The sequence below is a fragment of the Nocardia sp. NPDC019219 genome, assembly GCF_040632645.1.
Classification (GTDB): domain Bacteria; phylum Actinomycetota; class Actinomycetes; order Mycobacteriales; family Mycobacteriaceae; genus Nocardia; species Nocardia sputorum.
Genome location: NZ_JBEYCG010000005.1, coordinates 342,319 through 364,191 on the forward strand (window position 1 = coordinate 342,319; position 21,873 = coordinate 364,191).

At 66.9% G+C, this 21,873-nt stretch carries 17 protein-coding genes and 1 pseudogene; 11 read left to right on the top strand and 7 right to left on the bottom strand.

Annotated features, from left to right (window positions below; genetic code table 11):
• The first annotated feature begins 115 nt into the window (after nucleotides 1-115).
• The 4 genes and pseudogenes from ABZ552_RS12960 to ABZ552_RS12975 form a co-directional block, all read left to right on the top strand.
• Entirely contained in the window at nucleotides 116-2,269 is a 2,154-nt protein-coding gene (locus tag ABZ552_RS12960; RefSeq protein WP_357437136.1) for an MMPL family transporter, read from the top strand.
• Between the two features lie 87 nt (nucleotides 2,270-2,356).
• On the top strand, nucleotides 2,357-2,626 hold the full coding sequence (locus tag ABZ552_RS12965) for a metal-sensitive transcriptional regulator (RefSeq protein ID WP_280260556.1): 270 nt from the start codon (nucleotides 2,357-2,359) through the stop codon (nucleotides 2,624-2,626).
• A 32-nt stretch (nucleotides 2,627-2,658) separates the two neighbouring features.
• The gene (locus ABZ552_RS12970; RefSeq protein ID WP_281919594.1) at nucleotides 2,659-2,952 is read left to right on the top strand and encodes a DUF2892 domain-containing protein; all 294 of its coding nucleotides are present in this window, start codon (nucleotides 2,659-2,661) and stop codon (nucleotides 2,950-2,952) included.
• Nucleotides 2,949-3,094: pseudogene (locus ABZ552_RS12975) on the top strand (ABC transporter); the annotation flags it as partial. The gene ABZ552_RS12970 and the pseudogene ABZ552_RS12975, both read left to right, overlap by 4 nt.
• Nucleotides 3,095-3,167: 73 nt before the next feature.
• Here the strand turns inward: ABZ552_RS12975 and ABZ552_RS12980 are convergent.
• From ABZ552_RS12980 to ABZ552_RS13000, 5 genes are all read right to left on the bottom strand, one after another.
• Nucleotides 3,168-4,256, bottom strand: coding sequence for an ABC transporter ATP-binding protein (locus ABZ552_RS12980; protein WP_281918557.1), 1,089 nt, complete (start codon nucleotides 4,254-4,256; stop codon nucleotides 3,168-3,170).
• Nucleotides 4,257-4,269: 13 nt separating this feature from the next.
• The gene (locus ABZ552_RS12985) at nucleotides 4,270-5,139 is read right to left on the bottom strand and encodes a carbohydrate ABC transporter permease (protein ID WP_281918556.1); all 870 of its coding nucleotides are present in this window, start codon (nucleotides 5,137-5,139) and stop codon (nucleotides 4,270-4,272) included.
• A 67-nt stretch (nucleotides 5,140-5,206) separates the two neighbouring features.
• Nucleotides 5,207-6,052 carry a sugar ABC transporter permease gene (locus ABZ552_RS12990; protein WP_281918555.1) on the bottom strand — a complete coding sequence of 282 codons (846 nt, stop codon included), beginning with the start codon at nucleotides 6,050-6,052 and terminating at the stop codon, nucleotides 5,207-5,209.
• Between the two features lie 2 nt (nucleotides 6,053-6,054).
• The gene (locus ABZ552_RS12995) at nucleotides 6,055-7,365 is read right to left on the bottom strand and encodes an ABC transporter substrate-binding protein (protein ID WP_281918554.1); all 1,311 of its coding nucleotides are present in this window, start codon (nucleotides 7,363-7,365) and stop codon (nucleotides 6,055-6,057) included.
• 497 nt (nucleotides 7,366-7,862) lie between these two features.
• On the bottom strand, nucleotides 7,863-8,525 hold the full coding sequence (locus ABZ552_RS13000) for a fasciclin domain-containing protein (protein WP_281918553.1): 663 nt from the start codon (nucleotides 8,523-8,525) through the stop codon (nucleotides 7,863-7,865).
• A gap of 533 nt (nucleotides 8,526-9,058) precedes the next feature.
• Here ABZ552_RS13000 and ABZ552_RS13005 point away from each other — a divergent pair.
• Nucleotides 9,059-9,190, top strand: a complete 132-nt coding sequence (locus ABZ552_RS13005) for a hypothetical protein (RefSeq protein WP_281918552.1) — start codon at nucleotides 9,059-9,061, stop codon at nucleotides 9,188-9,190.
• 280 nt (nucleotides 9,191-9,470) lie between these two features.
• On the opposite strand, the gene ABZ552_RS13010 is transcribed toward ABZ552_RS13005, so the two are convergent.
• On the bottom strand, nucleotides 9,471-11,837 hold the full coding sequence (locus ABZ552_RS13010) for a heavy metal translocating P-type ATPase (RefSeq protein ID WP_281919593.1): 2,367 nt from the start codon (nucleotides 11,835-11,837) through the stop codon (nucleotides 9,471-9,473).
• A gap of 440 nt (nucleotides 11,838-12,277) precedes the next feature.
• On the opposite strand from ABZ552_RS13010, the gene ABZ552_RS13015 reads away from it, so the two are divergent.
• The 3 genes from ABZ552_RS13015 to ABZ552_RS13025 all read left to right on the top strand — a co-directional run bounded on the left by ABZ552_RS13015 (nucleotide 12,278) and on the right by ABZ552_RS13025 (nucleotide 16,182).
• The gene (locus ABZ552_RS13015; protein WP_063051353.1) at nucleotides 12,278-12,607 is read left to right on the top strand and encodes a metalloregulator ArsR/SmtB family transcription factor; all 330 of its coding nucleotides are present in this window, start codon (nucleotides 12,278-12,280) and stop codon (nucleotides 12,605-12,607) included.
• An 87-nt stretch (nucleotides 12,608-12,694) separates the two neighbouring features.
• On the top strand, nucleotides 12,695-14,527 hold the full coding sequence (locus ABZ552_RS13020; protein WP_281918551.1) for a phosphoenolpyruvate carboxykinase (GTP): 1,833 nt from the start codon (nucleotides 12,695-12,697) through the stop codon (nucleotides 14,525-14,527).
• Nucleotides 14,524-16,182 (top strand): SulP family inorganic anion transporter, encoded by a 1,659-nt coding sequence (locus tag ABZ552_RS13025; RefSeq protein ID WP_357437144.1) that lies wholly within the window; start codon nucleotides 14,524-14,526, stop codon nucleotides 16,180-16,182. The genes ABZ552_RS13020 and ABZ552_RS13025 overlap by 4 nt, the downstream gene beginning before the upstream one ends.
• 494 nt (nucleotides 16,183-16,676) lie before the next feature.
• On the opposite strand, the gene ABZ552_RS13030 is transcribed toward ABZ552_RS13025, so the two are convergent.
• Complete coding sequence (locus ABZ552_RS13030; RefSeq protein ID WP_281918549.1) at nucleotides 16,677-17,642, bottom strand: acyl-ACP desaturase; 966 nt, start codon at nucleotides 17,640-17,642, stop codon at nucleotides 16,677-16,679.
• Between the two features lie 470 nt (nucleotides 17,643-18,112).
• Between ABZ552_RS13030 and ABZ552_RS13035 the strand changes: the two genes are divergently transcribed.
• From ABZ552_RS13035 to ABZ552_RS13045, 3 genes are all read left to right on the top strand, one after another.
• Nucleotides 18,113-19,033, top strand: coding sequence for a universal stress protein (locus ABZ552_RS13035; protein WP_281918548.1), 921 nt, complete (start codon nucleotides 18,113-18,115; stop codon nucleotides 19,031-19,033).
• Nucleotides 19,034-19,747: 714 nt separating this feature from the next.
• Entirely contained in the window at nucleotides 19,748-20,551 is an 804-nt protein-coding gene (locus tag ABZ552_RS13040) for a hypothetical protein (protein WP_281918547.1), read from the top strand.
• Nucleotides 20,552-21,162: 611 nt separating this feature from the next.
• Entirely contained in the window at nucleotides 21,163-21,810 is a 648-nt protein-coding gene (locus ABZ552_RS13045; protein ID WP_281918546.1) for a response regulator transcription factor, read from the top strand.
• Nucleotides 21,811-21,873: the final 63 nt, after the last annotated feature.

Below are 21,873 nucleotides of genomic sequence, written 5' to 3' on the forward strand. Positions count from 1 at the left end.
TCGTGGCCCCCAGATGCGCCCGCCTGTGCGGGGAGCCACCTTTTCTTCTAATACCCCAGGGGGTATCTTCGTGCATGAACCGATATACCCCCATGGGTATGTAAGGAGGAAACTCATGACCGACTCGTTGGTTGTCTCGCCTGATCAGGACACCTCACCGCCGGACAACTCCGGCGTGTTGGGCAGGCTCGGTGCCGCGATGGCCGGGCGTGCCCGGATTGTGTTCGGTGTGTGGTTGTTGTTGCTCATCGCGCTCGGCGCGGCCGCGCCGAGCGTGTTCACCTCGCTCGCGGGGGCCGGATGGCAGGCCAACGGATCGGAATCGGTGCGGGTGCGCGAGTTGGCACAGCAGCATTTCGGTGGCGCTTCTTCGGCGGCTGTGCAGGTGGTGGTCCATTCCGACGCCGCGATCGATAGTCCGCAAGTCCAGCGGACGCTCGGCGAGATCACCGAGGTCTTCGCTGGTGATGCGCGCTTCGGCGCGGTGGTAGGGCCCCAGCCGGGGATGTCGATCAGTCCGGACGGGCATACCGGGGTTCTCATCGCGGGCGCGAACGCCTCCACCGATGACATGGTCAAGGCGGTCGATGAGCACAAGGATGCACTGGCCGCGTTGTCCAGCGACGGGATCGAGGTCTACCCCACCGGCGCGTCGGCGTTGTGGAGTGATTTCAACAAGGCCAACCACGACGCCATGATCAAGGCCGAACTGTTCTCCTGGCCGGTGACGCTCGCGATCATGGTGCTCGCGTTCGGGTCGCTGGTCGCGGCCGGGCTACCACTGCTGCTCACCCTGGCGGGACTGGTGGCCTCCGCCGGTGGGCTGGTGCTGCTCAACCACATCACGCCGATCTCGGTGTGGGCGATGAACTTCGCCATGATGTTCGCCCTAGCGCTCGGCATCGACTACGCACTGTTCATCGTCGCCCGATTCCGCGACGCGCTCACCACCGCCCCGAACGCCAAGGCCGCGGCCGCCGAGACAATGGACACCGCGGGCAAAGCGGTTGCGCTGTCCGGCCTGACAGTCTTGGTCAGCTTGTCGGCGGTGCTCATCGTGCCGGCGCCCGCGGTGCGAACGATGGCGGTCGGGATCATGTTCGCCGTGGCGTTCGTGCTGGCGGCAACGATGACGCTGCTGCCCGCGGCACTCGGAGCTCTCGGTCGCAGGATCAACGCCGGTTCGCTGCCGCATGCCAAGCGTCAGCAGCACCGTTCACCGCGGTTCGCGGCATGGGGGCGGCTGCTGCACACGCATCCGTGGCCATTCGCGACCGGCGCGGTCATCGTATTGATCGCCCTGTCGGTCCCGGTGTTCGGACTGAAGGTGGCTATGCCCTCGATCCAGGTTGTCCCCTCCGACGCCCCGGTGCGCCAAGGCTACGAACTGGTTCAGGCCCAGATGGGCGAGGGCGCGCCGGGCATGCTGCAGATCATCACCCCGGCCACCCAATCCGCGCAGGCCGCGCAGGCCGCCGCCACCGTCGACGGCATCACTATGGTCACCCCTCCCCAGCCCGCCCTCGACGACAGCGGTCTGGTGATGATGCAGGCGCTGCCCGATGTCGACCCACCGGACCCGCGCATGGGTGAGATCCTTGATCATCTGCGCGACGACTTGCCCTCAGACGCCGTGGTCGGCGGGGCGCCCGCGGAAAACCTCGACCTGCAGCAAGCCCTCGACGACTACTTCCCGATTATCGTGGCGATCATCCTGGTTCTCGGATTCGCACTGCTGCTGATCGCACTGCAAGCGCCGCTGATCGCCGCGCTCGGCACCGTAGTCAGCCTGCTGTCGACCGCCGCCGCCTTCGGCGTCGCAAAACTGATCTTCCAGGACGGACACGGCGCCGGTCTGCTCGGCTTCACCCCCCAAGGCTTCCTGGACGGGTGGGGACCAGTGTTCTTCTTCGCGATGATCTTCGCGATCGCGATGGACTACACGGTGTTCCTGCTGGCCACCGCCAAGGAACACTACGAACGCTCCGGCGACCCGGAAACCGCCCAAATCGATGGACTCGCCCACTCCGGACGGGTGATCTTCGCCGCCGCCGCGGTCATGGTGGCTGTGTTCTTCACTTTCGCCCTCGCCGAACCGCTGCCCCCGAAAGAGATGGGAATCATCCTCGGCGTCGCGGTTCTGCTCGACGCGGCCGCTGTTCGGCTGGTGCTGTTGCCGGTCCTGCTGCGCCTTACCGGGCACAACGCCTGGTGGTCACCCCGCTGGCTTCGCAAGCTACTGCCCGCGATCAGCTTCGCCCATCACTGACCGGTATCCCCGGGCACTGACCGATCGGAGCCCGGGGATACCCCCACGGGTATATTGGCTGAGGAACCAGATGAAAGGGAACACGCCATGGTCGGCAACGAGGAAACGATCGCCCTGGTACTCAACCGACTGCGCCGTGCACACGGCCAACTCGCCGGAGTGATCTCCATGATCGAGCAAGGCCGCGACTGCAAAGACGTCGTCACCCAACTCGCGGCCGTCTCACGCGCCCTCGACAGGGCCGGATTCAAGATCGTCGCCACCGGACTGCGCGAATGCCTCAGCGGAGACGCCCCGGATGGTTCCGACCCGATGACCGAAGCCGAACTGGAGAAGCTGTTCCTCGCTCTCGCCTGAACAGCACCCCGACGGATTTGAAGGATATGCACATGCGGCAACTATCTCGACATCACGGCTGGTCCGTCGCACGCGTCGTGCCGCTGCTGGCAGGTACGTTCGTGCTGATCAGTGCGCTACTGGCCGCAATGGTTTCGTCATGGTGGCTGATCTTCACCGGGTTGGTCGGCGCGAACCTTCTCCTCTACAGCGCCGTCGGATGGTGTCCGGCGACATTGCTGCTGCGACGGCTGGGTGTTCCCGCCGAGCCGGCCGACTGCCTGACACTCCGAACGTGGCCTCTCGTGACCGCGCCCGAACAGAGGAGAACGCGGACCACGCCATGAACCTCGCCCTCGCCACGACCTTCCACGCGACCAGTTTCGAGAGGCCGTCGATCTGGCCCGAAACGCCTTGTCCGACCGAGGATTCGGCGTGCTCATCGACATCGACATGAAAGCGGAACTCGACGAGGACATGGAGGACTACCCCCATCCACGGTTCACGTCGAGGTAGGCCAGCCCGATCGAGATGAACATATCGCGGTCACCCGCGGTGGTAATCATGCGACCTGCAAGAGCATTCCGGTCTCCGGGTCGTACCAGCGGCATGCCTCGGGCGGCATGTACAGATTCGAGGGGCCGCCCTCGTCGGCGCGGAAGCCGGGCGGCGCTTGGACCTTCACCGTCTGCCCGCTGACGCGGGTGGTGAGCAGAGTCGAGGAGCCGAGGGGCTCGAGCACTTCGAGTTCGCCCCGCACCGTCGCGGTTGCCGGTCCGTCGGTGACCACGATGGCCTCGGGGCGGATACCGAGCCGCAGCGTCTCGCCTTCGAACGAGGACAGCGCGGCGGGAACGGCGAGCGATTGCCCACCCAGGTCGATGCGCAGCCCCGCCTCCGCCGCGCGGACCGTGCCGGTGAGGAAGTTCATCGGCGGGCTGCCGAGGAAGCCGCCGACGAATTCCGTCGCCGGGTCGTCGTAGACCTCGGTGGGCGGGCCGCACTGGACGATTACCCCGGCACGCATCACTGCGACACGATTGCCCAGCGACAACGCCTCGACCTGATCGTGGGTGACGTAGATCGTGGTGGTGCCGAGTTCGGCGACGAGTCTTTTCAGCTCGGCCCGGAACGACAGTCGCAGCAGCGCGTCCAGGTTGGACAGCGGCTCGTCCATGAGCAGCACGTCGGCATCCATCACGATCGCCCGCGCCACCGCGACGCGCTGGCGCTGCCCACCCGACAGCCGCGCCGGGTACCGGTCCAGGTACGGGGTCAGCTGCAACAGCTCCGCGGCCCAGGCGACTTTGCGACGGATCTCGTCATGTGGCACGCCGTGCACGCGAAGGCCGAAGCCGATGTTTTCGGCGACTTTCTTGTTCGGAAACACGGCGTAGGACTGGAACACCATCGAAAGATTGCGCCGCCGCGGCTCGAGATAGGTGACGTCCTTGCCGCCGATCACGATCTGTCCCGAGTCCGGCAGTTCCAAACCGGCGATCATGCGCAGCAAGGTGGTCTTGCCGCAGCCGGACGGCCCGAGCAGCACCATGAACTCACCGTCGGAAATCTCCAGCGAGACCTCGTCGGTGGCACGCGCCGTGCCGCCGGGGTAGGTCTTCACCAGATCACGGACAACCACTTCAGCCATCAGCGAACCCCTGTCATCGCAGCGTCGTCCCCCACATGTTCACCAGGTAGCGCCGCATGACGAAGATGAACACCAGCGCCGGGATGATCAACGCGAAACCACCCGCGAAGCGGTACGCGATCGACGCCTCGTCCAATGCCGTGAGCACCTGAGCGGGCAGCGTGCGGTGCCCGAGTGTCACGATCGTCGCGCCGAGGATCTCGTTCCACGACAGGACGAACGTGAAGATCGACGACGCGGCCAGCCCGGGCAATGCGAGCGGCACCACGATCCGGCGTGCGGCCTGCCAGCGGTTGCATCCGAAGACCTGGGCCGCCTCCTCCAGATCGGGAGGCACCGCGACGAAGATGCTCGCCGTGATGAGCACGGTGGTCGGCAACGCGAGCGTGGTGTGCACCAGCGTCACGGCCAGCACCGTGTCGTACACCTCGATGCGCAGGAACACGGTGGCCAGCGGCACCGAGAGCACCACGATCGGCAACGCGCGCACGAAGAGGATGAAGACCTGGTATGTGTCTTTGCCGCGAAACGCGTGGCGCGCGAGCGCATATCCCGCAGGTGCGCCGATCACCAAGGACCAGAACACCGTGTAGAGGCCGACCAGCACCGAATTGCCCAGTGCCTCGACCGTTCCTGTGGCACGGAAGAACGACATCAGAGTCTCGGTGGAGAAATCTCTCGGGATCAGCGGCTTCGGGAACTCGTTGAGCGCCTCACGGGAGGACACCGCGGCCAGGCCGATCAGAACGATCGGCAACACCATGAACAGGCTGACGGCCGAGCAGGCTACCTGCACCCACACCGCGCGTCTGCGGCGCCTGCGCACGGGTGCGCGATCGATGGGTGGCAGCGCGCGCCGCGGCGGCGCCTCGGTCCGGTTCATCGCGTTCCTCGGCTTCCGCGGGCGTACCCGCACCCCGTCGCCTCGATCAACGGCCGGCCACGGTGTCTCATGGCGCCTGCTCGGGCTGCCGGACCGCCCGCAGATAGAACACCGCGGTGGCGAGCGAGATCGCCAGCACGATCAGCGAAACCGCGCTGGCCACCGCGGGATTCTGCAGAGTCGCGTACCACTCGTAGGTCTCACCCACCAGTAGGGGAAAGTCCCGCCCGGTCAGCGCCTGCGCCACAGCGAAAGCCTGCAGCGCGAGGATGGTCCGCAGGATCAGCGCCACCTGAAGGCTCGGCCCGAGCAGCGGCAACGTCACGTGCCGCGTCCGCTGCCAGAGATTCGCGCCGAACACCTGCGCGGCCTCGTCGTAGTCCCGCGGGATCATCTGCACGCCCGCCACCACGATCACGAACACCAGTGACGTCGCGCGCCAGATCTCGGCGACCACCACGGCGAGCAGCATGGTGCCCGCGTTCTGGTAGCTGAGCCACTGCACTCCGTCGTCCGAGACCCCGATGCCGACCAGCAGCGAATTCAAGTAGCCGCGATTGTCGAAAACCGACAGCCATACCAGGCCCGCGGCCAGCTCGGAGACCGCGAGCGGCAGGCACCACAGGTAGAAGTGGCCGCCGGCGAAGCGCGGCCGCGCCTGCATGAGCAGCGCCATCCCGACGGCGAGCGCGAGCTGGACCGGCACCACGATGACGATCAGCAGGAGGGTGTTGCGCAGTGCGGTGCGGACATAGAGATCATCGATCAGTCGCCCCCAATTGGCGAGGGTGAAGCCGTGGTCGCCGCGGAACGCCTCCAGCACGCCCTGCACGAGCGGCCAGCCGAACAGCGCCGTCATCAGGGCGATCGAGGGCATCAGCAGCATCCACGGCGAGCGCAGTCGTGACATCATGGCTAGCCCACCCGGCACAGGTCGGCGGCGGGGTCGGGAGCCCAGCACGGCGCTTTCACATCGTCGAGGATGTTTTGCAGGACCCGTGCCTGCTGGTCCAGCGTGGAGCGAATATCGGCCCCGTCGAGCACGATCGAGCGGAAGCTGTCCTTGAAAACCTTGCTCACCTCGCCTTCACGCTGGCCCAGCCCGGCCGGAGGTAACGACAGAATGGCACCCGGCGCCTGCTGCTGCCTGCGCACCGCGTCGGCCTCGAGCTGGATGGCCGGTGGCAGGTCGCTCGGGATCGCCGTGTCGACCGCCGGAAAGAAGCCGTTGGAACGGAGCAACCGCAGCTGTGTTTCGGGGCGGGTGAGCGTGTCGATCGTCCGCTGCGCCAGTTCGGGGTCCGAGCTGCCCGCGGGAATCGCGAGTCCGGCGATCACCGCCATGTAGCCGAGTCCGTGCGCAGCCCGGGGCGCGGGAAGCATCCGCCAATTGCGCGGATCGCGCTCCGGGGCGCGCGCGAGGCGCACGACGTGGTCCCACGCCAGACGAACCTCGCCGCTGTCGAGCGGCTCCTGCATGAAGTCGAAGTTCGTGCTCGCCGGGACGCAATTCGCCCACAGCTCACGCAGATACCGCCACGCCGTCACCGCCTCGTTCGAGCGGAAGGTGGTGATCTGGCCGCCGGTGAAGGAAGGCAGCAGGAAACCTTGGACGAATCGGTGCAGCAGACCCTTGGGGCCCGCCGGCAGGCCCAGCACAGGGCGATTGCCATTGCCGCGGCGCGCGGCGATGGCCCAGTCGAGAAACTGGTCATAGGACAGCGACACGGCATCCGCGCCGGACGGCAGGTGCTCGAGCGCATCCGCGTGTGCGGCAAGGACATAACTCGCTGTCGCCCAAGGGATGTACCACGTACGATCGGTGCCCACCCTGGCCAGTTCCAGGTAGTCGGCGGGCCAGCCTCGGTCGCCGAGATCGGCGAGCAGATCGGTGAGGTCTTCCAGATAGCCGTCGGCGAGCGGTGCGATGTCGCCGTGCAGGCCGCCCAGCAGGCCGATCTGCGTCGCGCCCGCACGGGCCTGACTACGCACCTGGCTCGCGAACGGGCTCTCTTCGATGGTCACGTAGCCGACACCGGGTGCGGCATCGGCGAGCAGACCACGGAAGCGCTCCGCCTCGTCGGCGGGCCGGAACTGTGTGGAAAGGAAGATCATTCCGCCGTCGCCGCTGGTGGCGAATCCGGTGCAGGCCGTGGCGGATAGGGCCACCGCGCCGGAACCCGCCGCGCGCAAAAAGGATCTGCGCGTCAAACGGGGTACCGGCATGCATGGCTCCTCTTCGCGCACACCCTGTTTCAGGCAAATGTCAGGTTGGTCAACGTAAGTGCGCTGAGGGATATTGTCAATGTGCCTGCGCCACTTCGCCGCAGTCGAGCCGCACCTCACCCGGCCATGTGCCCGGCCTGCTGCGTACGACAGGCCCGCTGACGCGCCTTGAGTTGCGGGAACGCACGGGGCTGTCGAGGGTGACGCTGGTAGAACGACTGGAAGCGCTGCGCATCTCGGACTCGTTCGCCAAGCGGGGCACAAGGAATCAAGCGGTGGACGGCGTGCCGAAGTGCTCGAGGTGAATGACGCCGGCCGCTCCGCGCTCGTCGCCGATCTCGGGCAAAGCCACGCCACGTCGGCCGTGGTCATCTCCGAGGGCGGTGTTCGCCCGAGAGGACATGCCAACAGGTCGTTCGCCGGGCCCGTGACGAGGCTGCGGACCCGGGCGGAGTGAGCGGCTGATCACCGCCCCGATCCGCCCGAGGTGGGCCGCGTCATGCCGCAGGGGGCGTCAACACCGTGTCGATCAAGTACACGGTGGCGTTCGAGGTTTGGAGTCCGCCGCAGATCACTCCGGCATCAGCCACTTTGAGATTGTCACCGCTGCCGGTCACAGTGACCGTGGAACCTTCGACGGTCTTGTGGTCCCCCGCGATCTCGCCCGGCCCCACCCGTCCTGGCACCACGTGATACGAGAGGAGCTTGGTGAGCGCGGCCGAATCGGTCTTCAGCGTTTCGATCGTCGCGGGATCGACCTTGGCGAAGGCCGCGTCGACCGGTGCGAACACGGTGGATTGTCCGCCGTCGAGGGTACCGACCAGGTTCACTTGCGGATTGAGCTGACCGGACACCGCGGCGACGAGCGTGGTGAGCAGCGGGTTGTTCGACGCGGCGACCGACACTGGTTCGGTCGCCATGCCGGTCACCGAACCCGGCCCGGTCGGCACCTGCTCGGCGTACGCGGCGCAGCCTGGGCCGACGGGAGCCGACGCGGGTGTTCCCGTCGACGGGGATGTCGTCGCCGTCGTCGTCGTGACGGCCGGGCTGGTTGTCGAGGTCGCGGAGGATGTGTCGTTGTCATCCGTGCAGGCCGACGCCCCCAGGACGGTGGCGGTGAGGGCCGTAGCCAGCAGAAGTGATCGTTTCGCGTTTCGCATCTTGGGTTGCTTCCTTCAGGTTGACCGCAGCGGTCGTGGTTGTCATTACGCGCGAGTACCTAACCGCTGCGGCAGGCCGGAGCAGCCACCGCCGGGTTCACGCGCCCCGTGCAGGAGAGCCGCACGAGCGGATGTTCACTCCAGGAAGTCTTGCACCGATCGCGCTCGGATGCATCGTTTCTGCGTCGATTGATGCTGAATATTCGCTGTGAGTTTGCCTGACCGGACTCCGGCGACCTTCGAGCCCTGCTGCTCGGGCGGTTCGTCGCGGACTCCATCCCACGACCTGATCCAGCAGCGTGTTTGGCGTGGCGGTCGCCGGGCAGGAAGGCGGTGCAGTTCTCGAAATCGGTGAGCACCAAAAAGTGTCCTGGTGGGTTGCTCGAGCGCACAGTGGACGGCCGACCCGGCCTGGTGGCGCGCCCACCGCCCTCGCTACGGCGATCACACGCGGTCGCCGTGCCCGATGCGTGGAAGCTTGCATCGCGTGACCCTGCTGCTCGCGAAGGGCTTCGAGCGACGACGGCGAAGTTGTGGACATCGCCTGGGCCGCCCGCGTAGGCGTGCTGTTCGATGGCGGCGAGGCCGCCACCAATGCGCTGACTGATCAAGGCTGGACGGTCTGCCCGCCGGAGGCGGCAACGCTGATGCGCGAATCGTCCTGACTACCTTTACCAAGGCCCTCGCGAGAGGAACCTCGCAACCGATCTCGAGGCCCTTGAGCCCGGCATCTACGTGGAAGGGATCGACAAGCTCGTCAACGATGTCGTGCGCCAAGCCGACAACATCGGGCCCGCGACCGAGGCCGTTCTGGGTGCGCGAGCGGGTGCAGGTCGGAACTTCTCGAGATAACGGTTGACATCGCCGGCTGATCTCGCGCCTACCGCCACCGAGTCGCTGCCCATCGGGTGCGAGGCCGTCTCTGTGGCCCAGCGGGCAGCGGCGTCATCGCCGCAGGGGTTCGTGTGGGTGAGGCTGCTGAGAGGCCGGAATGTTCTCGGGTTGGTCGTCGTCGGTGAGGGTGAAGTAGTTCTCCTCCTCCTGCAGGAAGTGCAGCTGCAGCAAGGTGTGCAGGCCGTACAGGCAGGCGAGCAGGTCGTCGATCTGGTCGCCGGTGATGGCGCCCGCGGCGTGGGCGCGTTCGAGGTGGGCGCCGATGCGGGTGGTGAGCCGCTGGATCTCGGCGTGGGCGCGGCTCATCGTCGCGGTGGCCTCGGTGCTGCCCAGCGGACCGGCCAGCGCCGGGTACAGCAGGGTTTCCTCGGCGCGTTCGTGGGGCAGCAGATCGGTCACCAGGAAGTGGTTGGCGTCCTCGACAGCGGCCAGGGCCGCAGGATCATTGGCGGTGGCGAGCCGGTCAGCGGCAGTACGCAACAGCGTGAGCATCTCGCGCAAAGTCTCGTGTTCACCCGCGAAGCGGTGCAGCAGTTCCTCTGTCGCCGCGGCCACTTCGGTGCGAGCGGCTGGACTGCCCCGTAGCGCTCGCAGCGCGTTGAGGATCACCGCCACATCGATGACCTCTTGCAGCAGTGCACCAGCGGCGGGCGGGAGTAGCCCGGCGGCGGCCCCGATCATCGCCAGCAGCGACAGGCTCATCCCGACCACGGCGCTTTGCACGGCGATACGGCGCGACCAGCGGGCGGTGTCCATGGCGTCGGCGAGCCGGTCGAGCCGGTCGGTGGTGAGCACGATGTCGGCGGCCTCCGAAGAAGCGGTGGACCCGCGTGCGCCCATCGCCACACCGACGGTGGCGGCCGCCAAGGCGGGAGCATCGTTGACACCGTCACCGACCATGACCGTCACCGCGTGCTCGCGTTCGCCGCGCACCGCGGCGACCTTGTCGGCGGGACTCTGCCCCGCGTACACCTCGTCGAGGCCGAGTACGGCGGCGACCTCGCGGGCCGGTTCGAGACGATCACCGGTGAGCATCACCAGTCGGTTCAACCCCGCCTCGCGCAGTCTGCGGATCGTTCGCGGCGCGTGCCGCCGCAACGGATCGCGCAGCAGAACCGCCCCGAGAAGCTCCTCGTCGACGACGATCCACGCGATCGCCGCGGAGTCCAAGCGCGCTCGGCTGTCGACCGCACGCGCCCACTCGGATCCCGTCGCCGAATCAGGCAGTTTGCCCACCTCGATGCGGTGGCCGTCGACGGTGCCGGAGATGCCGCGGCCAGGCTGTTCGACGACAGCGGTGGGCAGCGACAGCGCCGCGTCGCGGGCGAGCGCCTCGGTAACGATCGCCTCGGCCAGCACATGAGGCGACAGTTGGTCCACCGACGCGGCCAGCCGCAATGCCTCGGCCGCGTCCCGGCCAGGGGCGGCGATCACCTCGACTACCGCGGGCCGGCCCGCGGTGAGCGTTCCGGTCTTGTCCATGACAAGAGTGGTCGCGTGGCCGAGGTTCTCCAGCGCACCGCCGCTGCGGATCACGACCCCCTGGCGGGAGGCCCGCGACAGCCCCGATACGATAGCCACCGGCGCGGCCAACAGCAGCGGACACGGGGTGGCCACGACGAGGACCGCGACCGCGCGCACCGCCGACCCGCTCAACAGCCACGCCGCCCCGGCCACGAGCAGCGTCAAGGGCAGAAACCAGGCCGCGTACCTGTCGGCCAACCGGACCACGGGTGCGTTCTCGGCGCCGGCTTCTCGGGCCAGCCGCACGATTCCGGCGTAGGTGCTGTCCGCCGCGGTCGCGGTCGCTCGGATCTCGAAGGAGGCGCCGGCATTGACGACACCGCTGCGTGCGGGTTCCCCGATCCTGCGCTCGACCTGCAACGGCTCGCCGGTGAGCACCGATTCGTCCAGTACGGCCACTGTGTCGAGCACCCGCCCGTCGACCGGCACCACCTCGCCGGGCGCCACCACCAGCACATCATCGACGGCGACCTCGTCCAACGCGATCGCGCTCACCTCGGCGCCGATACGGCGGCGAGCCGAACGCGGTGCATGCTCGAGCAGAGACCTCAGGTCGTGCGACGCGCGTCGCTCGGCCGCCGCGTCCAGTGCGCGACCGGTCGCCAACATCACCGCGATCAGCGCACCAGCGAGATACTCGTGCACCAGCAAGGTGCCCACCAGCGACAACACCGCGATCAAATCCACCCCGACCCGACCCCGCAGCAGCGTGGTGACCATCCACCACACCGCAGGCACGACCGCGACCACCGTCGCCGTGATCCAGCAGCCCTCAGCGACCTCGCGCAGCCCGAATAGCCAGAACACCAGTCCTGACATCAGGGCGGCCACAGTCGCCGACACCAGCACCGGCCCCACCCACACAGCGGCCCGTCCGGACCACTGCTCGATCATCGAATTCGGTCCGGACACGCCCGCTCCTTCCTGAACAGCGCCCAACGTCGAGCGGATTCGTCTCAGGAAACCCGACCCGGGCACCTCCTGAACAGGGCCGCAATTCCCGAACGCGGAGGCCATTCGCCCCGGCGAAACGCGCCGCCGCGAATCCCCGCAGCCATGACTCGGCCTGCATGGCCGGGGGCCCGCGACGACTGGCTCATCGCGGAAGCCACGACGCACCGCTCGTAGTCACCGGATCACATGGTGGGCGAATTCTCTCGACTGAGGTGCGGCCCGCTCGATCGTGGTGCTGACCGCGACGAGACCGCGTGCAGCGAGGAGGCCCTGGTGCGAGGACGGTCCAGGCGACTTGCCAAAAGCATTGTTTGCTAAACTCTGCAAATAAGGCGGTGGATACCGATACCGCCTAGCCGGAACCGAAGGGAGTGGTGGCGATGCCAGGACTGCAGCGGCCGCTCTATCAGATGAAGGCCGACTTCTTCAAAACACTCGGGCATCCGGTGCGGGTGCGCGTGCTCGAACTGCTCAGTCAGCGTGAGCACGCAGTTTCGGAGATGTTGACCGAGATCGGGATAGAGGCGGCCAACTTGTCTCAGCAGTTGTCGATCCTCCGGCGCGCCGGCTTGGTGACCGCTCGCCGCGAAGGGCTGTCGGTGACCTATGAATTGACCACTCCCGAGGTCGCCGAGCTGCTGGCGGTCGCACGGGCCATTCTCACCGGCGTAGTCGCCGGTCAGGTTGAAGCCCTCGAAGAACCCGCCTGACCTCGTCACCCATAAGAATGCCGCTCGCTCACTGATTGCAGTTTTTCTAAACTAAAGACCTAGCAGCTTTCGAAGGAGAGATTCATCGTGACCAACCAACTGGACGTTGCCGCGAGCGTGCAGGCGCCGACCGAGCATGAGGGCATCCTGGCGTGGGTCGCCGAAGTCGCGGAGTTGACCGCACCCTCTCGCATCGTTTTCTGCGACGGTTCTCGGGCAGAGTGGGACCGACTCACGGGGCTGCTGGTCGAGAAGGGCACCTTCGTGCCGCTTGCGGCGAAGCCGAACTCCTTCTGGTGTGTGTCTGATCCCGACGATGTGGCGCGGGTGGAAGACCGCACCTTCATCTGCTCGGAAGATCGCGAGGCCGCCGGCCCGACCAATAACTGGGTCGATCCGCTGGACATGCGCACGGTGATGACCGAGCACTATCGCGGGGCCATGGCGGGACGGACGATGTATGTGATCGCGTTCTGCATGGGGCCGTTGGATGCCGAAGATCCGAAATACGGTGTGCAGGTCACCGATTCGGAGTACGTGGCGGTTGCGATGCAGATCATGACCCGCTCCGGCGCGCCCGTGTGGGACAAACTCACCGACGGGACGGGCTTCGTGAAGTGCCTGCACTCGGTGGGCGCTCCACTGGGAGAAGGCCAGCTGGATGTGCCGTGGCCGTGTGATTCGACCAAGTACATCTCACATTTCCCGGAGCGCCGGGAGATCTGGAGTTACGGCTCCGGCTACGGCGGTAACGCGCTGCTGGGCAAGAAGTGCTTCGCGCTGCGGATCGCCTCGGTGCTCGGCCGTGACGAGGGGTGGCTGGCCGAGCACATGCTGATCCTCAAACTCACCACGCCGCAGGGAAAGATCCACTACATCGCGGCCGCGTTCCCGTCCTCGTGCGGCAAGACCAACCTGGCCATGCTCGAACCCGCCCTGCCCGGCTGGACCGCGGAGACGATCGGCGACGACATCGCCTGGATGCGTTTCGGCGCCGACGGCCGGTTGTACGCGGTGAACCCGGAGGCCGGGTTCTTCGGCGTCGCCCCGGGAACCGGCGCGCAGACCAACCCGAACGCGATCGCCACGATCGATGCCGGAAATTCGATCTTCACCAACACCGCACGCACGGACGCCGGTGACGTGTGGTGGGAAGGCTTGACCGACACTCCGCCCGGGCACCTCATCGACTGGCACGGCCAGGACTGGACCCCTGAGTCGGGAACCCCTGCCGCGCATCCGAACTCCCGCTACTGCACCCCGATCGAGCAGTGCCCGTCGGTGGCGGCGGAGTGGAACGACCCGGCCGGGGTGCCGATCTCGGCCATCTTCTTCGGCGGACGCCGCAAGACGACAGTGCCGCTGGTGACCGAGACCTTCGACTGGGAACACGGGGTGTTCACCGCGTCGGTGCTGTCGTCGGAGACCACCGCGGCGGCGGCTGGAGCGGTGGGTGTGGTGCGACGGGACCCGATGGCGATGCTGCCGTTCCTCGGCTACCACGTCGGCGACTACTTCGCGCACTGGCTGAAACTCGGCGCCGCCGCCGATCCCGCGAAGCTGCCGAGGATATTCCAGGTCAACTGGTTCCGCCGCAGCGCCGACGGCAGCTTCCTGTGGCCCGGCTTCGGCGACAACGTGCGTGTACTCCAGTGGGCCCTCGAGCGCTTGGACGGTGCAGCCGATGCCGTGGAGACACCGATCGGGTTCGTGCCCACTGCCGACGCCCTGGACCTGACCGGCCTGTCGGAGCGAGCCCGGAGACTGGCCACCGCGGCGCTGGCCGTCGACATCGACGAGTGGGTGGCCGAGACCACGTCGATCGACGAGTGGTACGCCACCATCGGCGGCAATCGGCTGCCCGACCGGCTGCGTGCGCAGTTGGCCGCGCTGAAGATGCGTCTGGCCAGGGCCCTGTGAACGCGCTCGCACTACTGCCGCGCTGGTCGGACTGGCAACCCGCACTGCGCGCGCCCGGCGCGGACCTGCTGTCGGGTCTGATCGTGGCACTGGTGGCGTTACCGCTCGCGCTCGGCTTCGGAATCTCCTCCGGGTTGGGCGCGGCCGCTGGACTGGCGACCGCCGTTGTCGCGGGCGCGACCGCGGCGGTGTTCGGCGGCTCCCGCTTCCAAGTGTCAGGGCCCACGGGCGCGATGACGGTGGTCTTGGTGCCGATCGTCGGCCAGCACGGCGCCGGCGGAGTGCTCGCCGTGGGGCTGCTCGCCGGTCTCGTACTCGTGGTGCTCGCAATTGCCGGGGTCGGGCGGGCCGTGCGCTACATGCCGGCCCCGGTGATCGAAGGCTTCACCGCCGGCATCGCGGTGGTCATCGCGTTGCAGCAGGTCCCGTCCGCGCTGCGGATCGAGCACGCCGAAGGCGAGAAGGTGTGGCAGTCGGCATTCGACGCGGCATGCCAATACATTTCGCACCCGCACCACCTGACACTGGCGACCGCACTGGTGGTGGCCGCGGTAGTCCTGGCCGGTGGCCGGTACCTGCCGAAGCTGCCGTTCGCGCTGATCACTGTGGCCGCAGCCACCGTCGCGGTGCGGGTGTTCGATCTCGACTTGACCCCCATCGGGCAGATCCCAACCGGATTGCCGGCTCCCTCCATAGGATTCGTGCACCTCGACCAGCTCGGGTCATTGATCGCGCCTGCACTGGCAGTGGCGGCGCTCGCCGCACTGGAATCACTGCTGTCGGCGACCGCCGCCGACGCGATGGCCGTGGGCACCCGCCACGACCCCGATCGCGAACTGTTCGGCCAAGGTGTGGCCAACATCGCCGCCCCGATGTTCGGCGGTGTGCCCGCCACCGGCGCGATCGCCCGCACCGCGGTCAACGTCCGCTCCGGCGCGCGCACCCGGCTCGCGGCGCTGACCCACGCCGCCGTGCTGGCCGCGATCATCTACCTGGCCGCACCCATGGTGGCGGAGATCCCACTGGCAGCCCTGGCGGGAGTCCTGCTGGCGACGACCGTCCGGATGGTGGAGACCGCGTCGCTGACCGCGATCGCCCGTGCCTCGCGCGGCGACGCGATCATCATGGCGATCACCTTCGGCGTCACCGTCGCCCTCGACCTGGTGACCGCGGTCGCCGTCGGCGTCGGCATCGCCATCGTGCTCGCCCTTCGGTCGGTCGCGAAAGAAGCCCGGCTACAGCAGGTCCCACTCGAGATGCCGGCCGACGGCACCGACCACCTGGCCGAGGAACACGACCTGCTGCACGACCATATCGTCGCCTACCGCATCGACGGACCCTTGTTCTTCGCCGCCGCTCACCGGTTCCTGCTGGAACTGGCCGAAGTGTCCGATGTGCACGCGGTCATCCTGCGCATGTCCGGAATCACCGCCTTGGACACCACCGGCGCCCTCGTGCTGAAAGACGCGATCGGCAAACTCGAACACCGCGACATCACCGTCCTGATGTCCGGTCTGCGCGAGGATCATCGTCGCCGCCTCGCCACGATCGGCGCCCTGCCCACCGGCGGCGACGCGCAAATCTTCGACCACACCCCCGAAGCCATCGCCCACGCCCGCAGATGCGCGCCGAACCCTGCCGGACAAACCACATGAGCTCCCCGAGCCGCTCCAGCACACCGGCACCGTTCGTCTTCCCGGAGCCGGAGGATCCAAGGACGCGTTACCCGTCGGGAAGCGGACGTGGGGACAGCGAATTGGATCGTGGAGTGCTTTTCGTGCCTCGCGGCAGCCGGACGCACCTGCTCATCGACAACGGGTAATCGCTCGATCGCGCGGTCGGCGGACGCGAGGTCCAACAGGTCGGCGACAGCGGCTCCCACTGGCGGATTCGGCGTGGTCGAAGACCTCTTTCGCGCCCCACTGTGTGCTTCGCCATGCGGCATCGTGTCGTGGACGAAATGGTTTCGTCGAACGTAGTACCGCTCAGGTGCAGAGACCGGCGGCAACCGATCCGGCGCACCGGATCGGCAGCGGGTGCTGCGTGGGACACCTCCGCCGCAGCACCGTCCGCTCAGTGCCGATCATCAGCCCCGTCGTCACTGACGAGCACCACTTCGACCGCATGCTGGTGATGATCTCCTCGGGGGTTACCGCGCTGCGCGGGCGCGTTCGCGTTCCAAGGCGCGGGCGCGCTGTTGTTCGAAGCGTGGGATCCGCACCTGTTGCAGGTCATCGAGGAATGCGGCGAGTCGCTCGCGCGCTTGCTCGCCACGCGCTTCGAAGTCGTTGCGGTCCATGATGTTCCATTGTCTGACTACCGGAAGCAGTACTTCCTCCAAGTGTTGGCGCAGGTCGTAGACGCCGTGCTTGGCCATCAGCACGCCGTTGCGGCGGAAGTCGGGCATGCCAGCGCCCGGCATCCGGAAGTTCTCCACGATGGTGTCTATTGCCTCCATCGCCTGATCGGGGACCAAGTCCAGGGCGGCGCCGCAGATGGTGCGGTAGAAGATCATGTGCAGGTTCTCGTCGGCGGCGATGCGCTGCAACATTCGGTCGGCGATCGGGTCGTCGCACACTCGGCCGGTGTTGCGGTGGGTAACCCGCGTGGCCAGTTCCTGGAAGCTGACGTAGGCGACCGAGTGCAGGAATCCGGCGCCACTCGCGACATCGGTTTCGTTTGCACCGGAGGAGAATCCGTTGGTCATGTGGGCCATCCGGGCCGCTTCGAGAGCAACCGGGTCCACGCCGCGGGTGACCACCAGATAGTCGCGGATCACGGTGCTGTGCCGCATCTCCTCGGCTGTCCAGCGGCCGACCCAGGTACCCCATGCGCCATCGCGGGAGAAGTTCTCGGAGATCTCGCGATGGTAGGAAGGCAGATTGTCCTCGGTGAGCAGATTGGTGATCATCGCGGCTTTCGCCACCTCGGTGAGCGTGGACTGATCGGGAGACCAGTCCGCACCACCGAGCATGGCGAAGTTTCGCCCCTCCTCCCAGGGCACGTAGTCGTGGGGGTGCCAGTCCTTGGCCATCGACAGGTGCCGGTGCACGCAGTCCTCGGCGATCGGCTCCAGTTCGGCCAGAATCTCTCGCTGCGTCAGATCACGCGCCAATGCTGTTGCCTGCCTCTCTTTTTCGCAATGCTTCGAATCGGTCGGCATACACACCATCACCGCCCTCGGTTGGCGCACAGGGTCGAAGGCCCCGGGGAGGCGGGACCGAATACCCATTCATTCGATGACCGCGGCAGCGACAACACTTTGCGACCGTCGTCGCGGCGATGCATCGACCCGCATGCTCTTGGCCGGATCGGTTTGCGAAGAGGACGATAAGCCGTAGATTCAACGGTCTCTACCTCTCAGCTACCCAGGATTCGGCCGTCCCACGTCACTCCTCCCGGTTCCACTGGCGGACAGGTGCGAAGGTCCGGATGGCAGATACCTGGTGTCGTCCGGGCGATCCGGCGCGGCGACATTGCGGCCCTTCGGCCTGCGGGACCAGGACCAAGGGCAGCAGCCGATCGACCTGCGAATTCTTACGCTACGAAGGACAGCTGATTTCCGAGGTCCGGAGGGCGATATACATGGACCGGCAGTACCGCGAGAACCCGCATCTGCTGGCGTCCGCGCCGGTGGTGGTCGGCGCCGACGGTTCCGAGGGCAGCGAGCTGGCCGTCCGCTGGGCCGCCGAGACAGCGGCGCGGCGTGGCCGCACTTTGCTCATCGCGCATGGGCTCGACATTGCCGGGCTGGGCTCCATGACGGGCAGCCACCCGGCCACTCCCCCATCGATCATCGAAGCCTTACGAACGCGCGGCATGGGAATCGCCGCCGGCGCACACAGCCTCGCCGGCGAGGTGGCGCCGAACCTGGAGATCAGCACCGAAATCTCCGAGGCGAGCCCGTCCAGGCTGCTGATCCACCTCTCGAAATCCGCGCACCTCATCGCGCTCGGCGCCACCGGCAACGTCGGCGTCTTCGCCCATCTCGGCTCCACGCTGCTCGCGGTCACCAGCCACGGCCGCGGCTCCATCGTCGTGGTACGCGACAGCGGCGCGGAACCGCATATCAAAAGGCAGGGTCCGGTGGTGGTCGGCGTCGACGGTAGCCCGGTCAGCGAGGTCGCCATTGCCGCCGCCTTCGCCGAAGCTTCAGAGCGCGGCGCCGAGCTGGTGGCTGTCCATTCGTGGAGCGACTTGCGCTTCGAGGAGTTCGCGGGCGCGGCGGACACCGGTTTCATGGGCTCCGGGTTGGAGACGGCGGAGGACGCCATTCTTGCCGAACGTCTAGCCGGGTGGCAGGAGAAATATCCCGATGTCCGCGTGACCCGCAAGGTGTACTTGACCGGGGCGACTCAACGCCTCGAATATTGGTCGAAGACCGCGCAGTTGATCGTGGTCGGCAGCCGCGGCCGCGGCGGCTTCACCGGCCTGCTGCTCGGCTCGACCAGCAATTTTCTCGTCCAGCACGCGCATTGCCCGGTCCTGGTCGCACATGCGGCGTGAACCCGACCCCAGCCCGTGCGCGTAGGACACCGACAACTCCCAATTTCCAGGGCACGCACCGCACGCGCCCAAGAATGGCAGCGCCGCGCTCAGCCGGACGCGACGACGCCGAGGCCATGGCTTGGCTATGCCGCGGGTTCAATCATGCAAGCGCGGCAGTTCGCCGACCTGCGCCGCCGCATCCGCGCCGACGAACTCGCTGGTTATTGGGTCGTCTTCGACTTCACCATCACAAGTCCGCCCGCTGCCGATAGGCCACCTGCCCCCTCGAGCAGGAACCAGGGCCGAACGGCACGCGATGACATGGCCGTCGCAGCCGTCGAGGCCCTCTCCTCGAGTCGCCGGGCGATGCGTCGGCCGCTGGCGAATCGGCTACCTGGCGTCAGTGCCGATAGACGCCGCTTTCGGAGCAAACGTCGAGTTCTGCTGACGATGCTGATTAACGAAAGCGCGGACGTGGGCTGCAGGCGCCCGATGACGGATCGACCCCGGCGGGCATCGGCAGCTGGCGGGGGTGACACCGTAGTAGTGCGGCGGCCGTCGCATGTGCGGCGAGGGACTTTCGTCCCGACCGCAGGCGAACATCCGGTAGAGATGCTCGAGGGCGAATGCCAGCCGGGTAGCGGAGAGGTTGTGATGGAAGCTGGTATCTCGGCAGTCCCGCCCGCCGCGGTGAACGGCGGCCGCGGTCGTGCGGCGCGTGTGGCGCACAGGATGTCGCTGCTGATCTTCGCGTTGATGGCGGTGTCGTCGCTCGGCGGTTTGTCGATCGATGGGCTGTACCGCGATCCCCCTGAGGTAGTAGCCGTGTTGCGGGGATATGACTTGGTCGCCCTGGTGCTCGTAGCTCCCATGCTGGCGGCCGTGCTGATCCGGGGGCGGCCGCGGTCCGCTTGGGTTCAGCTGGTCTGGTGCGGTGTACTCGCCTATGCCGTGTACACCTACGCGGTGTACGTATTCGGCACCGGTTTCAACCGGATGTTCCTCATCCATACGGCGCTGTTCTCCTTGGCCATTTTCGCCTTCGTGCTCGCGTTGGCAAGCCTGGACGTCGATGCGGTGGCCGCGCGATTTCCCATGACGACGCCGGTGCGCTCGGTGGCAGTGATCCTAGGGCTCCTGTCCGGTTCACTGGCGGTGATGTGGGTCTACTACTCCATCCGGTTCGCTGTCACCGAGGTGGTGACCGAACCATCTCGGCTGATCCTCCCTGCGGCCCTGACGCACCTCGGCTTCGTCCTCGACCTGGCACTGCTCGTTCCGGGCTATATGACGGCCGCAGTTCTGCTATGGCGTCGGCGGGCCTGGGGGTATGTCCTGGCTACGGCCCTGCTGCTCGCCGGATCGCTGCACCAATTCGCTTATATCTCGGCCCTGCTGTTCCAGATGCACGCCGCCATACCAGGCGCGGGATTCGACTCTGCGGAGCCCTTCATCGCAGCGGCTTTCGTTGTTGCGACCGGACTGCTCCTCTACCACTGCGCGCGGGGCCGGGCGCGCCATTCCGCCGAGAGATGATAGGAGCGGCCTCCGAAGTCGGCTTTCGTGAGTCCCAGCGTCCGGCCCTTTTCGGAAGTGGACTGCTGTATGGCGTGGGGTCTTTCACCAATGGCGGCAAGTCTTCCACGGTGGTCGCATATGCGACGCCGCCGCCTGAGCCCCTTCCGCCTCGCGGCGGTAAATCACGTACTTGCGTACAGCAGCGACGACTCCGGCAGCCGAGGCCGACATCACCAGAACGCAGACGGCACCGACGGATAGCTCGATCACTACGAAGACCGCCGGGCCACAGAAGGCGGTGTAGACACCGGAGGGATCTCGTCACGAGGTCACCGCCGGTCGCCGCGGCTTCGATACGCTCGCGAAGTTTCTGGCCATCTCCTTGCGGATCGATCGAGGCAGGGGAAGAGCGCCGCGTAGAGAAATCGCTCGATGAGTTCTTGCCGGTGATTTCACTGGACACCTCACGGAATGCAGTCGGTCGTGCGACACCTTCCTTACGTCGGCAGTCGGACGCCGGTACGGACACGACCTGTCAAGGGACTTCGGTCACCGATCCGAGGTCGAACTCCGAGGCGAGCCGACCTGGCACTCCGTAGTCTGGGATAACTGCGCGAAAGGGGTTATCCATGGTCAAGGTGTTCCTGGTCGACGACCACGAGATCGTCCGCCGCGGCGTCGCCGACCTCGTCGACCTGGAGCCGGACCTGGTCGTCGTCGGCGAAGCGGGCAGCTACTCCCAAGCTCTGGCCCGCATTCCAGCGCTCCGCCCAGATGTTGCCGTGCTCGACATGAGACTACCCGACGGCAACGGCATCGAGCTGTGCCGCGAACTCCTCTCGGCCGATCCGAACCTGCGCTGCCTGATCCTCACCTCCTTCACCGACGAGCAGGCCATGCTCGACGCCATCCTCGCCGGGGCCAGCGGTTACGTGGTCAAAGATGTCAAGAGTCTCGCCCTCGTCGACGCCATCCGCGCCGTCGGATCCGGTAGCTCGCTGCTGGACAACCGAGCAGCCGCCGCGCTCATGGCCAAACTCCGATCGGAAGCGGAGGCCAAGACCGGCCCGCTCGCCAGTCTCACCGACCAGGAACGCACCCTGCTCGCCCTACTCGGCGAAGGCTTGACCAACCGGCAGATCGCCGGCCGGATGTTCCTCGCGGAGAAGACCGTCAAGAACTACGTGTCGCGTCTGCTCACCAAGCTGGGCGTCGAACGTCGCACCCAGGCCGCAGTAATCGCCACCAAGCTGACACAGCCGGAGAAGCAGTCCTGATGTGACCGCCCGGTCTCGGCGATCGTCCGCAATGAGAACCAGCGGCTCGATCGTGGGAGAATG

Bases quoted from the DNA above. Each gene is read 5' to 3' on its own strand.
- ABZ552_RS12985 (WP_281918556.1), bottom strand. From the start codon at position 5,139: ATGAACCGGACCGAGGCGCCGCCGCGGCGCGCGCTGCCACCCATCGAT.
- ABZ552_RS13015 (WP_063051353.1), top strand. From the start codon at position 12,278: ATGCCAGGACTGCAGCGGCCGCTCTATCAGATGAAGGCCGACTTCTTC.
- ABZ552_RS12980 (WP_281918557.1), bottom strand. From the start codon at position 4,256: ATGGCTGAAGTGGTTGTCCGTGATCTGGTGAAGACCTACCCCGGCGGC.
- ABZ552_RS12965 (WP_280260556.1), top strand. From the start codon at position 2,357: ATGGTCGGCAACGAGGAAACGATCGCCCTGGTACTCAACCGACTGCGC.
- ABZ552_RS12990 (WP_281918555.1), bottom strand. From the start codon at position 6,052: ATGATGTCACGACTGCGCTCGCCGTGGATGCTGCTGATGCCCTCGATC.
- ABZ552_RS12995 (WP_281918554.1), bottom strand. From the start codon at position 7,365: ATGCCGGTACCCCGTTTGACGCGCAGATCCTTTTTGCGCGCGGCGGGT.
- ABZ552_RS13035 (WP_281918548.1), top strand. From the start codon at position 18,113: ATGGACCGGCAGTACCGCGAGAACCCGCATCTGCTGGCGTCCGCGCCG.
- ABZ552_RS13000 (WP_281918553.1), bottom strand. From the start codon at position 8,525: ATGCGAAACGCGAAACGATCACTTCTGCTGGCTACGGCCCTCACCGCC.
- ABZ552_RS12970 (WP_281919594.1), top strand. From the start codon at position 2,659: ATGCGGCAACTATCTCGACATCACGGCTGGTCCGTCGCACGCGTCGTG.
- ABZ552_RS13040 (WP_281918547.1), top strand. From the start codon at position 19,748: ATGTCGCTGCTGATCTTCGCGTTGATGGCGGTGTCGTCGCTCGGCGGT.
- ABZ552_RS13045 (WP_281918546.1), top strand. From the start codon at position 21,163: ATGGTCAAGGTGTTCCTGGTCGACGACCACGAGATCGTCCGCCGCGGC.
- ABZ552_RS13010 (WP_281919593.1), bottom strand. From the start codon at position 11,837: ATGATCGAGCAGTGGTCCGGACGGGCCGCTGTGTGGGTGGGGCCGGTG.
- ABZ552_RS12960 (WP_357437136.1), top strand. From the start codon at position 116: ATGACCGACTCGTTGGTTGTCTCGCCTGATCAGGACACCTCACCGCCG.